Source organism: endosymbiont of Ridgeia piscesae, assembly GCF_001443665.1.
GTDB lineage: Bacteria > Pseudomonadota > Gammaproteobacteria > Chromatiales > Chromatiaceae > Endoriftia > Endoriftia persephonae.
Map to the genome: position 1 here is coordinate 20,172 of NZ_KQ557126.1, position 14,090 is coordinate 34,261.

12 protein-coding genes and 3 tRNA genes are annotated in these 14,090 nt (G+C 59.7%); 1 reads left to right on the forward strand and 14 read right to left on the reverse strand.

Annotation, left to right across the window (positions count from 1 at the left end; translation table 11 throughout):
• Positions 1-418: 418 nt before the first annotated feature.
• From Ga0074115_RS07480 to Ga0074115_RS07510, 7 genes are all read right to left on the reverse strand, one after another.
• Complete coding sequence (locus Ga0074115_RS07480; protein WP_057956272.1) at positions 419-2,266, reverse strand: V-type ATP synthase subunit A; 1,848 nt, start codon at positions 2,264-2,266, stop codon at positions 419-421.
• 23 nt (positions 2,267-2,289) lie between these two features.
• The gene (locus Ga0074115_RS07485) at positions 2,290-2,979 is read right to left on the reverse strand and encodes a DUF2764 family protein (RefSeq protein ID WP_057956271.1); all 690 of its coding nucleotides are present in this window, start codon (positions 2,977-2,979) and stop codon (positions 2,290-2,292) included.
• A 230-nt stretch (positions 2,980-3,209) separates the two neighbouring features.
• Positions 3,210-3,896, reverse strand: a complete 687-nt coding sequence (locus tag Ga0074115_RS07490) for a hypothetical protein (RefSeq protein ID WP_057956270.1) — start codon at positions 3,894-3,896, stop codon at positions 3,210-3,212.
• 9 nt (positions 3,897-3,905) lie between these two features.
• Positions 3,906-4,358 carry an ATP synthase subunit C gene (locus tag Ga0074115_RS07495; protein WP_005965720.1) on the reverse strand — a complete coding sequence of 151 codons (453 nt, stop codon included), beginning with the start codon at positions 4,356-4,358 and terminating at the stop codon, positions 3,906-3,908.
• Positions 4,355-6,160: a V-type ATP synthase subunit I gene (locus Ga0074115_RS07500; RefSeq protein WP_057956269.1), complete on the reverse strand. Its 1,806-nt coding sequence runs from the start codon at positions 6,158-6,160 to the stop codon at positions 4,355-4,357. Before Ga0074115_RS07500 ends, Ga0074115_RS07495 begins: the two co-directional genes overlap by 4 nt.
• Entirely contained in the window at positions 6,157-6,747 is a 591-nt protein-coding gene (locus Ga0074115_RS07505) for a V-type ATP synthase subunit D (RefSeq protein WP_057956268.1), read from the reverse strand. Before Ga0074115_RS07505 ends, Ga0074115_RS07500 begins: the two co-directional genes overlap by 4 nt.
• On the reverse strand, positions 6,748-8,109 hold the full coding sequence (locus tag Ga0074115_RS07510) for a V-type ATP synthase subunit B (protein WP_057956267.1): 1,362 nt from the start codon (positions 8,107-8,109) through the stop codon (positions 6,748-6,750). It abuts the gene before it with no gap.
• Positions 8,110-8,240: 131 nt separating this feature from the next.
• Here Ga0074115_RS07510 and Ga0074115_RS07515 point away from each other — a divergent pair, with 131 nt between their 5' ends.
• A complete protein-coding gene (locus Ga0074115_RS07515) occupies positions 8,241-8,897 on the forward strand; it encodes a 4'-phosphopantetheinyl transferase family protein (protein ID WP_057956266.1) in 657 nt (218 codons plus the stop codon).
• Between the two features lie 190 nt (positions 8,898-9,087).
• Here Ga0074115_RS07515 and Ga0074115_RS07520 read toward each other — a convergent pair whose 3' ends face one another.
• The 7 genes from Ga0074115_RS07520 to Ga0074115_RS07550 form a co-directional block, all read right to left on the reverse strand.
• On the reverse strand, positions 9,088-9,567 hold the full coding sequence (locus Ga0074115_RS07520) for a hypothetical protein (RefSeq protein ID WP_057956265.1): 480 nt from the start codon (positions 9,565-9,567) through the stop codon (positions 9,088-9,090).
• Positions 9,568-9,865: 298 nt separating this feature from the next.
• Entirely contained in the window at positions 9,866-11,182 is a 1,317-nt protein-coding gene (locus Ga0074115_RS07525) for an ammonium transporter (protein ID WP_057956275.1), read from the reverse strand.
• A gap of 262 nt (positions 11,183-11,444) precedes the next feature.
• A tRNA-Met gene (locus tag Ga0074115_RS07530) sits at positions 11,445-11,521 on the reverse strand.
• 199 nt (positions 11,522-11,720) lie between these two features.
• Positions 11,721-11,797, reverse strand: a tRNA-Arg gene (locus Ga0074115_RS07535).
• Between the two features lie 52 nt (positions 11,798-11,849).
• Positions 11,850-11,942 (reverse strand) — tRNA-Ser (locus tag Ga0074115_RS07540).
• A gap of 420 nt (positions 11,943-12,362) precedes the next feature.
• Positions 12,363-12,557, reverse strand: a complete 195-nt coding sequence (gene csrA / locus Ga0074115_RS07545) for a carbon storage regulator CsrA (protein ID WP_060528377.1) — start codon at positions 12,555-12,557, stop codon at positions 12,363-12,365.
• A 211-nt stretch (positions 12,558-12,768) separates the two neighbouring features.
• On the reverse strand, positions 12,769-13,998 hold the full coding sequence (locus Ga0074115_RS07550; RefSeq protein WP_057956263.1) for an aspartate kinase: 1,230 nt from the start codon (positions 13,996-13,998) through the stop codon (positions 12,769-12,771).
• Between the last annotated feature and the right edge of the window lie 92 nt (positions 13,999-14,090).

Consider the following 14,090-nt stretch of genomic DNA (forward strand, 5'->3'; position numbering starts at 1 on the left):
CTGTGGCGTCTGGGCCTCGATAAAGAGGCGGGTAACATTAGCGGAGATCAGCCGGGGCCGTCATACACCTCCTGTTTGCTGGCGCCGCGAGTGATCCCCTCATAGGCGCTCAGCTTGAGCTGGCAGGGGCATCGTAACAGCCGTGGCAGACCACACAGCGGCGCTCAAGCAACAGTTTAACCGCATGCTGAAATCCACCAGCTCCCCATGCTCTGCCGTCGCCAAGACCTCCATAAAGTAGAGGCTGAGGTCAGGTCGATCCGCCAGTTCACTGGGTCAGAGGGTTACGGGCCAAAAGGGAGAGGGAGATCAGCAGCAACAACCAGAAATAGCGCACAGCCATCGGGACCTGCCTTGGTTGATCGATACAGCAGAGGCCGCAGGCTCACCTGTCTGTCAGCGTCCTAACCCTATCAGATCAGTGGGGCACTGCAGGCCTCTTGTCTGACTCCGCTGCACTGCGCCTGGCGCTGGCCAGTATCTCGATCTGCTGCAGGTATTCCTGGTACTGGGGGGTCTCCTGGTCACTGTAGTTGAGGTTGCGATAGAGGCCGGTCAGCTGGGTGAAATAGCGTCGGGCCTCATCCTTGTCGGCAAACTTGTAGTGTTGGTTCACCAATCGAAAGACACGGTTGAAGGAGTTTGCCTGACGCTCCAGAGTGGCGGTGGCGTCAACCTTGTCGAAGGCATCCTGTTGCAGAAACACCATGTCGACAAACAGCGCCTTCTGATAGACCACAAAGTCCTCCAGGGTGATCCCCTCCTCGCCGGTGACCTGCATCATCTGCGAGACTGACTCGCCTCGGCCGAGCAGCTCGGTCATCTGTTTCACCCGCTCGCTCCAGCCCGGCGCGATATGCCGTTCAAACCAGGGGCGCAGCTGATCGTGGTAGCGCGACCAGGAGAGCAGCGGGTCTACCGCCGGATAGAAGCGCTTGTAGGCGCGCTCCGCGCTGAGGCCGAGAAAACACTTCACCGTACCCAGGGTCGACTGGGTCACCGGCTCCTCGAAGTTACCGCCGGCGGGGGAGACGGTGCCGATCATGGTCAGGCTGCCTACCGAGCCGTCGTTGCTCTGCAGCAGGCCGGCACGCTCGTAGATGCCGCGCACCGCTGAGTCGAGGTAGGCGGGAAAGGCCTCCTCGCCGGGGATCTCCTCCATACGTCCCGAGGTCTCGCGCATCGCCTGCGCCCAACGGGAGGTGGAGTCGGCGATCAGCAGCACGTCAAAACCCATCTGGCGGTAGTACTCACCGAGGGTGATGCCGGTATAGATCGACGCCTCGCGGGCCGCCACCGGCATCGACGAGGTGTTGCAGATGATGATGGTACGGTCCATCAGCGAGCCGCCGCTGCGCGGATCATTCATCTTAGGGAACTCGGTGATGGTCTCTACCACCTCGCCGGCACGCTCGCCACAGGCCACCACAATCACCACATCCACCGCCGAGAAGCGCGAGATCAGGCTCTGCAGCACGGTCTTGCCGGCGCCAAATGGACCGGGGATGCAGCCGGTGCCGCCGCGGGCGATGGGAAAAAAGGTGTCGATCAGGCGCTGCCCGGTGATCAGCGGCTCTTCAGGGAACAACCGCTGACTGGTACGACGGCGTAGCAATTGCTCGGGCAGCGCCTTGCGCACCGGCCACTCCTGGGCCAAGGTCAGCGAACGCTCATGGCCTCGTGCGTCTTTGATGCGCGCCACCGGCACATCGACAGTAAAGGTGCCCTGCTGGATCCAGGTCACCGTCACCTCATCCCGCTCCCCGAACGGCACCATGATCTTATGGGTGAAACGCCCCTCCTGCACCGTGCCCAGGGTATCGCCGGGACGCAGCCGCGCGCCGGTCTCCACCAGCGGCACGAAGGACCACTTGGCAGTGGGATCGAGGGCCGGCAGATCGACCCCGCGGGGCAGGAAGTTGCCAAAGCCGATCGCCAGCCCCTCCAGCGGGTTCTGCAGACCATCATAGACCTGTCCCAGCAGGCCCGGTCCCAGAGTCACCGAGAGCATCTGCCCGCTCTGCTCCACCGGATCACCGATGCCAATGGCGCGGGTACTCTCGAACACCTGCGCCACCGCCTGTCGCCCCTCGACCCGCAGCACCTCCGCTTTGAGGCGCTCCTGACGCCCATCGGCAAGGCGCTGGGGCAGGATGTAGATCACCTCGTTCTTCACCAACGGCGGACCGCCCTCAAGCGGGCTCTCGATGGTGACTATGTCCTCCTGGACGGCGACGATGCGCGCCAGTTCGGCCCTCTCACTCATGCGCTTATCCCGTTATTCATGACTCATCCATCTCCTACAAACTCCAGCCGCTGGCCTGCCAGCGCCTGCTCCACCAGACTTTCAAAACGCGCCACTGCTGCCTTACCGTGGTAGCGGCTCCAGCGATCGATAATGCCCCAACGCAGCACATAAACCACCACCGCCTCGAAATCGAAGTAGTGCCCCTCGCCAAAGCGCTCCAGCGCACGCCAGGTCACCCCCAGCAGCAACCGTTCGAGCCCCAGGTGATCTTCCTCCTGCATCAGCCGATTGGCCTCCAGCACCCAGGGGAAGACCCCTTCGAGGCGAAACCCCGGTTCACTCCAATTGGCATGGATGCGCCGTTGCCAGCGGCCGACCCCCCAACCGCTGGGGCGCTCGGGCGGACCTTCGCCCCGGCGGCGGCGGCGCAGTGCCGCCATCAGGGTACGTATCTCCATGCGGTAGGCGATCAGCTGCTGCAACCAACTGCAGATCTCCCCCTCAAGCAGCCGCTGTGTCTGCGCCGCCACCGCAGCATCATCCTCATCCAGCGAGTGATTGGCCCAGCGGATCAGCTGCTCGATGGCGTCGAGGGTGACGGCGTCCTCCGGCTCCAGCAGACGCAGCCGGCTCTCCAGCTGGATCCGTGAGATCGGTGTCTGCTGCTCGCCGAACAGCTCGCCGTGATAGGGCAGACTGGTGAGCAGGGTGATATAGAGGTCGCCAGACATATTAAGGAGCCTCTGAACGAATCATGGGCGACCGCCTTGCGGTCCCAAAAACGGCCTGGAGCCGTTTTTCACGCAAGCTCCGAAGGGGTGAGGCACAGGGATGCGCCGAATACATCTCCCGCTGCTGCGTTGTCAATCTTGACAATAGGCATACTATTACCTGCGATTTCCGCCTTGCAGCGGAAAATTTGGCCTCACAATTCTGTTCGCCCAGATTCATTCAGAGGCTCCTAACCGACAATCCCCTCCACCAGGGCACGGAAGCGCGGCTGCAGGTGGGCCAATAGCAGCCGGGTTACCGCCACATCACTCAGATCGAGCTGGATCGCACCGTCCCGGATCGACAGACGGATACCGGCATGCTGGTCGTCCGCCTCACCAAAACTGACCCCATCGCGCAGCATCTCCTTGGTAATCAGGCCACTCAGCTCGGTCAGCGGACTGGCGCGCAACGCCTCTGGATCCTTGCGCAACTGCTCCAGCCCCACCACGTCCCGCGGTAGCAGCAGCTCGAGCGGTTCATCCTCGGCCAGCTGCTCCCGGGTACGCCCGGCCACCTCCAGGATCAACCGCTGCAGCATCTCCTGGCGGCTCATCTCTTCGCCCACGGCGCGCTGCACATCCTCGGCAAAACGTGCCGTGAGGGTCGATTTCAGCGACAGGATGGCATCGCGCACCGCCACCGCCAGCGATTCCTGTAGCGCCTTGCGGGTCTTTTCCGCCGACTCCCGCGCCTCTCTGCGCAGCTGTTCTGATTCCAGCTCAGCCTGCTCGATGATCCAGGCGGCCTGGTGTTCCGCATCGGCGACGATCTTTTTCGCCCGCTCCTGCCCCGCCGCGACACCCTCATCATGCAGCCGCTCGATCAGCGCCTCCACCCCGGAGGAGACCTGTAGTGCCTGATCCTGTTTTGCCACCTGACCCTCCTAGCCCGCCACCGGCAGATCGGCGCTGAGCACCAGCGCGAAGACAAAGGCGAACACTGCAAAGCCTTCGACGATGGCAGCCGGCGCCAGCGACAGACCGAAAATCTCCGGCTTCGCCTTGGCGGCATTGATCGCAGAGGCGCAGCTGCGACCCTGGTAGATGGCGCTGAACATCAGCGCCAGGCCGCAGAAGATGCCGATGCCAAACATGCCGGCAGCGGCCTGCGCGGTGACCTCCCGATTCAGGGTGAACATCACCACGATGCCGTAGATCACCTGGGAGGAGGGCATCGCCGAGATGCCCACGTAGCGACCGTGTCCGCTCTCGGTCTCCATCATCGCACCGATCGCCGCCTGCCCCGCCAAGGAGCAGCCGATGACGCTACCGATCGCCCCCAAGGCCATCGGCCCGTAGATGCCGGCCCAGCCGAGCGCCATTACAAACTCATTCATAGTTCGGTCTCCTTTTTGGCGAAGGCCCGAAAGGGATAGCCCTCACCGGACAGGCCCCAGTTGAAAAATTCGATGAAGTTGAGCCGCAGCCCGTGCACAAAGCCGCTGATAATGCCCAGCCCCAGATTGATGCTGTGGCCAAGCAGCAGGATCAGAATCGCCACCAGCAACCCGGCACCGGGCAGGGCCTGTTTTACCTGCAACGCCAGGTCATTGAAGGTGAGCGCCAGGGAGGAGCTGGCCAGACCCAGGGCAAACAGGCGCAGATAGCTCAGAATGTCGCCGAACATCTTGGTCACCTGGGTCAGCCCGCCAAGGCCATCAAGCAGGCGCAACAGGGCCGATTTCAGATCCTTCACCGGACGCCGACTACTGAACAACAGCACCAGCAGCAGACCCGTCACCAGCAGCAACAGGCCCAGACGGGTCAGGCTGGCGCCACTCTCCACACCACTGAGATAGAGAGTGAAACCGCCCGCCACCGCCAGGCTCCAGCCGATCGGACGGGCATTATGGGGAAAGGGCCGCAGGCGCATCGCCACCACCAGATTAGCCAGTATCAGGTGTGCAGAACCGATGCCGATGGAGAGCCGCATCATGCTGTCGAAGTCGTTCAGATCCAGCAGCTTCAGGGAGCCGGCCAAGCTCGCCGTCTGCGGAACTATGCCGAAGTAGCTGCCCACCAGCACCCCATAGACAAAGGAGGTGGCGAGCACCACCGTGGTGAGCCGGCGGAAACGCCGCCCGCCCTCGCTCGCCCCCATGCGCTTCCAGTATCGGGCAAGAAAAAGGCTGAGAATCAGCGCATAGCCGGCATCCGCCATGATCATGGCGAAGAACAGGGCGAAGGAGAAGAAGACGATCCGCGAGGGATCCCAGGCGTGGTAGCTGGGAGTCTGATAGAAGCTGACCAGATCCTGCCCGCCATCCAGCGGCGCGGGGTTCTCCAGCAGGGTCGGAGGGCGTTCTTCAAAGCTGGGCTCCTCCGCCACCAGCGCCAGCCCCTGCGCATCGGCGAATGCCTGCAGTCTCGGTAGATCGCGCTCCGCCAGCCAGCCCTGGATCAGACACAGGCCCTGCTGTTGCCACACCCCCTGGTCCGCCTCGACCAGCGCACTTTGGTCTTCGACCCGCGCCAGGTTGCGGCTCAGCAGGTAGATCCAGCGGCTCAGGGCGTGGTGATCTGAGAGCAGATCCTCCAGTTCGATCTCGGTGCGAATCAGCTCCGCCTGCAACTCACTCAACGAGACCGCGCCGGTGTGGGTGCGCGGTACCGGTAGTAGCGCGGCATCGGGCTCCTGTTTGGCAATCACCACCACGTAGCTGAAGCGGTTGTCGCGGTGCACCATCTGCCAAGGCAGATCGAGTGCCTGCAGCTGTCGCTGCTGGTCAACCGGGATCTGGTAGAACCAGAAGCGGTAGCCGCCGGAGTATTCCTGGGGCAGCAGCTGAAAGTCACCCCAGGGCATGAGCGCCTCGATGCGCCGCTGCAGACGGCTCTTTTTGTCCTCGGTATCGCGCAGCCGCTGTCGGTTGTGCAGTGCTTCGGCCACCACCCGATCGAAGTCGAAACTGTGCTCGTCGCGCACCTGCTGGCGTTTTGTGGCCACGTCTGAGATCCAGCGCAGCGCCTTGTAGGCACTCTCCACCGGCGCGCCGGAGGGTCGATCCGGTTCCGCCTCCGGCTTCGGCTTGAGCGGGATCAGGTGCAGACAGCCGAGTCGCTGCAACCCCTGCAGGATGACGCCGCGCTCCTCGACGAGCCCGGCCAGGGTCACCTTCTGCAGCGCCAGGATGGTCATCGTTTCTTTCTCTTGGCGAGTTTGGCGCGCACCACCGCGGCCCGTTCCTCATCCGCCAGATAGATGCGAATCTGGCGGATATGTTGATGGGTGCGGGGGATCAAAACCTTATCAAACAGGTTGACCCGCTGGGTAATGGTGCGCACGGCATCGGCCAGCAGCTGCAAGCGACGCTGTGCCAGCTGCATGCGGATGCGTAACTCCAGCGCCTGTTTCAGCTTGTCCACCAGTGGCTCGACCCAGTGCGGGCGGCTCAGAAAGGAGTAGGGTTTGACCCGGAACTCGACCGCCTGCAGCAGCGGCAGACGCACCCCCATCACATTCTCCTGCGCCAGCTCGACCCGCTCGACCTGCACCAGACCATCCAGCGCTATGCCCTGGTTGGCCAACATCGGTAGCTGTTCGGCAATCCACGGATGGATCTCGGCCAGTCGCGCCTGCTCCTGCGCCAGCTCGGCCCGCGCCCTCGCCTGTTCCGCCAGCAGCTGGCGGCGTTTCATATCCAGTGCGGGCAGAAACTCGCGATACCCCTTCAGCAGCTGATTCTGGCGCGTCAAGGATGACTTATTGAGGGCGAGCCGCGCCATCTATGCCGCCGTCTCTGCAGTCGCCGACTGCGGGAAGTAGCGATCGATGAGCTCCTGTTTCATCAGCAACTCATCGGCATCAAAACACTCGGCCAGGGTCTGCCAGCAGCTATCCAGGGCCTGTTCCAGAGGCATCGAGACATTGATATCCATAAAGCGTTTGCGGAACAGGCCGCCGAACTTGAGCAGCTTGAGGTCGAACTCGGAGAGCTCGAAGGCCATCGCCTGTTTCTGTTCCGCATCCTTGGCGCCGGAGTAGAAACGGATCATGGTGTTCATGATCTGGCCATGATCCTCGCGGGTCTGTTTGCCGATCACATGCTGCTTCAGGCGCGACAGAGAACCAAAGGGGTCGAGCTCCCCGTTGTGCAGGTAGAACTGACCCTCGGTGATGTAGCCGGTGTTGTCAGGCACCGGGTGGGTCACATCGTTGCCGGGCATAGTGGTGACGCTGAGGATGGTCACCGAGCCGCCCTGAGCATAGTCACAGGCCTTCTCGTAGCGGCGCGCCAGCTGCGAGTAGAGGTCGCCCATGTAGCCGCGATTGGAGGGCACTTGGTCCATCGCAATGCCGACCTCTTTCAGCGCATCGGCAAAAGCGGTCATGTCGGTAAGCAGCACCAGCACCCGCCGGCCCTCCTCCACCGCGAACCGCTCCGCCACCGCCAACGCCATATCGGGAATCAGCAGCCGCTCGACGATGGGGTCGGAGGCCTGATTGACGTACATCACGGTGCGAGCAAAGACCCCGGCATCCTCGAAGGCGGTGCGGAAGAAGTGGTAGTCATCAAAGATCAGCCCCATGCCGCCGAACACCACCACATCAGCGTCGGCTTGGATCCCGACCCGTGCCAGGAAGCGGTTGAAGGGTTCGCCGGAGACCGAGAAGATCGGAATCTTCTGACTCTCTACCAGGCAGTTGAAGACGTCAATCATCGGTACGTCGGTGCGGATCATCTTCGACGCCAGCACCCGCCGCATCGGATTGACTGAGGGGCCGCCGATCGCGACCTGGGGGTCGTGGGAGAGATCAGGACCGGCATCGATGGGCTCGCCGGTACCGCGGAAGACCCGGCCGAGGATATTGCTGGAGTAGGTCGCCTGCATCGGGTGGCCGAGAAAACGCACACTGGAGTCGGTGCCCACCCCTTTGGTGCCGTTGAACAGCTGCAGGCTGACCTGCTCACCCTGCATGTTGATGATCTGGGCCAGAGAGCTGTCACCCTCACGCCCCGTCACCAGCGCCAGATCACCATAGCAGATATCCTGCCCCTGGCCAGCCACCAGTTCGGGCACTGCGACCTTAATGATATCGCCAACGATCTCGGTAATGCGAGAGTAGTGGGCAAGACTCAGATTCATGCAACGTCTCCCTGATCATGACACGCCCGACCCGGGAAGTATTATCCCGCCCGCCTGAGTTCGCAAGCATCATTACACCATCCGCTATACTGCGCGGCTGACAACTTTCAGCGTTCAGCCTTGAGACCCCGATGTCATCTGAATTTTTAGCCGAGCAACTTTTCCCCCCTGAAGTGGCGCTGGTTATCGCCAGCCCGGAGATGTGGGAACAACCACTGTTCGCCGCGGAGGAACAGCTCATCGAGAACGCCATCGAGAAGCGCCGGCGGGAGTTTCGCGCCGGACGGCACGCGGCTCACCACGCGATACAGCTGGCTGGTGGCACCAGCGGACCGATCCTGCGCGGTGATCAACGTGAGCCACGCTGGCCGACAGGCTACCTAGGCAGCATCTCACACTGTGCGGATCTGGCGCTGGCGCTGGCGTGCCGGCGCGGCGCGATTGTCGGACTTGGGGTGGATGTGGAGCCGCTGGCGCCACTGGCGGCAGGGCTAGAGCGCAAGATCGAGAGTGACACCGAGTCCGCCTTTCTGGAGGCCCACCCTGAGCTGCCACGGCGACTTGTCTTTAGCGCAAAGGAGAGCCTCTACAAGTGTTACTACCCGTTAGTGAGGCGCTTTTTTGGCTTCTATGAGGTGGAGTTACAGATCACCATCGAGACCGCCCAGTTCAGTTTCAGACAGGCTCCCGGTGCGAAGCTGGCATTGCCGGCCGAGCCACTGTTTCATGGCGCCTACTGGATTACCGACAAACATCTCATCACGGGTTGCTATCTGACTATTGGTTGATGTCGGGGAATGCGGGGAGCCACAGTTTTTGCTTGTGGGCGGAGAGGCGCCAGTTGCCACCGCAAAGAGAATGGTACTTTTCTGAAGCCCTTAGAAGCCTGTCGGGCTTGGCTATCCTTGGCAAGGCGTGTGGGAAAATGGATCGATTTACCACCGCCGCAGCAGGGCAGCTCCCCAATCCGACAGCCGCCTAGAAGGACTCCTGCCTCTCAAGCAGGATTGAGACCTTCTTCGGCCCCCACAACGCATCACCCAGAGCCGGACGCCCCATGCTGTTCCACAGCTCCGAGGTCTGCAGCAACGAGACCTTGTTCTGCTGCAATTCGATCGCCTCCCCGCGCAGAGCATGCTGGTAACGCTCGATGCCAATGAGGTCGATCAACTGCGCATAGTCGAGAGTGATACCAAAATCCTCTGTCAGGATATCCATCACATCCTCGATGCTGTAGCTGGCGATCAGTTCAATTGCCTCACTGGCGATCTGGTCAGGAATGGTCTCACTTGGGGAAACAGCTCCCTTTTCACCACCCACATCAATATTCCCAGCGGAGCCAGGCGGCGAAAGCGACAACGCAACGGTCTGCCTACGCCAATTATTTACCGCCTCCTCAACCTGATTGTTCACCAGTTTGGGGAACGCCTCCATGAGATGTTCCAGGCGCTTTGCCATCGCTTCAGCTGCGGAAAAAAATGTCCCATGTGACATCATTGCTTGCGGCTCCATTCGCCATAACCTCAAGCACTGTTTTCGACAAGTGATTCAATACCTTTAATCGATTAACAGGATCTGTCAGCGGGCTTACAACAACTCTGACTGTAGATACCACCACAAGAGATGCAATGGTTATCGCTGCGAAGTGGGATTGGGCCTGCCTCAGCAGCCCAAAGCCAACAACAAGGGAGGAGAGGTAAAGCCGATCCCAGCAGCAGATAAGCTACTGGGATCGGTAAGGTCGGAAGGGGGCAAATCAGTGGAAATCGTAACCGCGTTCTTCATGGTCGACCACATCAAGGCCTTCCACTTCATCCTCTTCACTGACCCGCAGACCGATCAGGCTGTCAATCAGTTTCAGAATCACCCAGGAGACAACCGCAGTGAAGATGACCGTGGCCAACACACCGATAAACTGCACGTAGACTTGCCCTCCCATGGTTTCGATGCCATCCGCAAAACCATAGCCGGAGAGAACCCCCAGCGAGGTGGCGGAGAAGACGCCCGCCAACAGGGTACCGAGGATGCCGCCAACTCCATGCACTGGGAACACGTCCAGGGAGTCATCGATCTTCAGCACCCGCTTGAGGTATTGGGTGGCAGAGAAACAGACAATACCGGCGAGCAGGCCGATAACCAGAGCACCGCCAGGGCCAACAAAACCGGAGGCCGGGGTGATGGTGCCCAGGCCCGCCACCATGCCGGTCACCGCACCCAAGGCACTCGGCTTGCCGAAGCGTATCCACTCGATTGCCAGCCAGGTCATGGCACCGGTGGCGGCAGAGATGTGGGTGACCAGCATCGCCATCGCGCCGCTGCCATCCGCCGCCAGTGCACTGCCACCATTGAAGCCGAACCAGCCAACCCAGAGCATGCCGGCGCCGGTCACCGTCATGGTCATGTTGTGCGGCGTCATGGCAGAGGTTCCAAAGCCTTTGCGCGGGCCAAGGACCAGGGCCGCCATCAGCGCCCCCACACCGGCAGTGATGTGCACCACGGTACCACCAGCGAAGTCATACAGGCCCATCTCACCGAGCCAGCCGCCACCCCAGACCCAGTGGGTCACCGGCAGATAGACCAGCACCAGCCAGACCGCACTGAAGATCATCATGGCAGAGAATTTCATGCGCTCGGCAAAGCCACCCACAATCAGCGCCGGGGTGATGATCGCAAAGGTCATCTGAAACAGCATAAAAAGTGACTCAGGAATATCGCCGGAGAGAGTCTCTTTGCCGATGCCTGCCATCATTACCTTGCTGAAGTCGCCGATCCAGGCATTCCCCTCGCCAAAAGCGAGACTGTAGCCGAAGACAAACCAGATAACCGTGGCCATCCCGGCAATGGAAAAACACTGCATCAACACCGAAAGGACATTTTTGCTGCGTACCAGACCACCATAAAACAGCGCCAGCCCCGGCAGGGTCATAAAAAGAACCAAGGCAGTGGAAGCCATGATCCATGCCGTATTGGCCCCATTGATCGCTGTCTCTTCCGCCAAAGCGGCCCCCGGGAGGAAAAATGCCCCAATCAGGGGCAGCAAGCGCCCCAAAAGGTGGAATCGTGCCATCTGTATCTCTCTCACTAGCAGTTTATTAATCACATGCGCTCACTGCGCATGCATTTTCGTCTACGAGTATGCAATTTTAATGCCTTCCATAAATTCTCATTTAATTCAAACAGATAGACAAAAATAAATATGGCGCACGCCCAAAAAAGCACCAAAACGGTGCAGGGAGAAATGATTGTCGCACCAAAACTGCGCATGCCTGTCAGCGCGAACCAAAAGTGGCACAAAAAAACCCCGCCGGTTCAGTGAACCTGGCGGGGCTTTAAGATGGTAGCAAGGGGCAGATTCGAACTGCCGACCCCAGCATTATGAGTGCTGTGCTCTAACCAACTGAGCTACCTTGCCAAACTATCAGCACCGGGTAACGGCGAGAAGGGCGAGAAATATACTTCTCACACCTCCCGCTGTCAACCACCTAAGCCAAACTGTAGCTTGGTTCCCACAGGCAAGAAACATTGACTGACATCCACAAATCGCCAGCAAAGTATCGCCAAAAAAAACCGGCCAAGCGGGACACTCTAACCGGTTGATTTATCTTCTAAAATGGCGCGCCCGGAAGGATTCGAACCTCCGACCACCTGGTTCGTAGCCAGGTACTCTATCCAGCTGAGCTACGGGCGCTATGTGATTCAGTTGCAACCTGAGATTACAGTCTTGCACTGATGCACTGACATGGCGGAGAGAGAGGGATTCGAACCCTCGATGGAGCTATTAACCCCATACTCCCTTAGCAGGGGAGCGCCTTCAGCCGCTCGGCCATCTCTCCAAAACTTTGCGCTTGTTCAATGGCCCTTCGAGCCATGCAGGGGAGCGCGTTATTCAGGACTGCGTCCCTCACCCCTTCGGGGTCGATGCCGCTACGCGACACCGCTCAAGACGGCCAACGCCGTCTTAGTCAGCCGCTCGGCCATCTCTCCAGTGCTGGTTGACAGAGATACTCGGCGTAACCTATCGCAGTGTCGCCGAGGCTGTGCTCCGGGCTTCCAGCCACCCGGTCCGCGCAGAATTCTATTACAGAGGAGTAAGCTTTCCAACTGTAAATGACGTCATCTCTAGACATTCGTCCGATGACAACTTCGAGGGAATCACTGCCCGGAAGAGCGCGGGATTATACAGTTTTTTCGCCCATAAACAAAAAAACTCCGGCATCCTTGCCGAAGTTTCCTTTCAGGCCGTTCTGCGCAGTCTATTCGGCGGCACCTTCTGCTCCGCCCGCCTGCTCACGTTTGATGCGTTCGTAAATCTCCTCGCGATGCACGGAGATATCACGCGGCGCATTCACACCGATGCGAACCTGATTTCCTTTAACACCCAGCACAGTGACTGTAACTTCGTCGCCTATCATTAAGGTTTCGCCGACTCGGCGAGTTAAGATCAACATGTCTAATCTCCCTGCAGATCCTTTTTGTTTACTGCCGACCACTCCCACTCAGAGTCCGATTCTGTCGACAGCGCTTGCCAACCATCCCCTGCACTTGATGCAGGACAGGACGATGCTCGCATTCTAGCAACTGGTAGGACCACAGAAAAAGCTTAAGAATTCCTTAGTTAGCCGATTTAAGGCTATTTCACGACAATTTAGGACTTTATTTCTAATTCGCCGCTTCAGAGTCGAGGCTAAATGCCTCATGCAAAGTCCTGACTCCCAGCTCCAGGTACTTTTCATCAACCACCACCGAGATCTTGATCTCGGATGTTGAGATCATGTTGATGTTGATCCCCTCACTGGACAGCGCTTCAAACATCTGACTCGCAATACCGGCATGGGAACGCATACCCACACCAACAATTGAGATCTTCACCATCGTATCGTCCCCAAGCGCCTCCCTTGCTCCAAGGGACTCAGCGGTCGTTTGCAGGATCCCTAGCGCCTTCTTGTAATCGTTACGATGTACTGTGAAGGTGAAGTCGGTAGTTGAGGTATCCGCTGCGATATTCTGCACGATCATGTCGACTTCAATATTCGCATCGGAGATCGGCCCCAAAATCTGGTAGGCCACACCGGGATGGTCTGGGACTCCCAGGATGGTCAGTTTTGCCTCATCACGATTGAACGCAATGCCGGATATCTTTGCCTGTTCCATGCTCTCTTCCTCAAAGGTAATCAGGGTGCCTTCGCCCTCTTCGAAGCTGGAAAGGACCCGCAAGGGAACGTTATATTTGCCCGCAAACTCCACCGCACGAATCTGCAACACTTTGGAGCCGAGACTCGCCATCTCCAGCATCTCTTCAAAGGTAATACGCTCGAGTCGGCGTGCTTTCGGCTCGATGCGGGGGTCAGTGGTATAGACCCCATCCACATCAGTGTAGATCTGACATTCGTCTGCTTTCAGGGCCGCAGCCATCGCCACCGCTGTGGTATCAGAACCGCCGCGCCCCAGGGTAGTGATATCACCCTGCTGATCGACCCCCTGAAACCCGGCTACCACCACCACCCGACCGGCCTCCAAGTCTGCCTGCACCCGCGCACCATCGATATCCTGGATGCGTGCCTTGCTATGGGCGCTATCCGTCAGGATATGCACCTGACCGCCGGTATAGGAACGGGCCGGACATCCGATCCGCTGCAGCGCCATACTCAGCAAGGCAATGGTCACCTGTTCGCCGGTGGAGATCAGCACGTCCATCTCACGAGGGTCGCCCTCAGCGTTGATCTCATGGGCCAGAGCAATCAGCCGGTTGGTCTGGCCCGACATGGCTGAGACCACCACCACCACCTGGTTTCCGCGATCCCTGGCAGCCTTCACCTTTTCCGCGACCGCCTGGATACGCTCCACTGAACCGACGGAGGTCCCGCCGTACTTCTGCACGATAAGCGCCATTTTGTTTACAAATCCTGCACAAATCGATCGACCGACAGCTGTGCCGCCATCAGCGATCTAAGGCCAGAGAGTGAACAGAACAGACGGCCAAC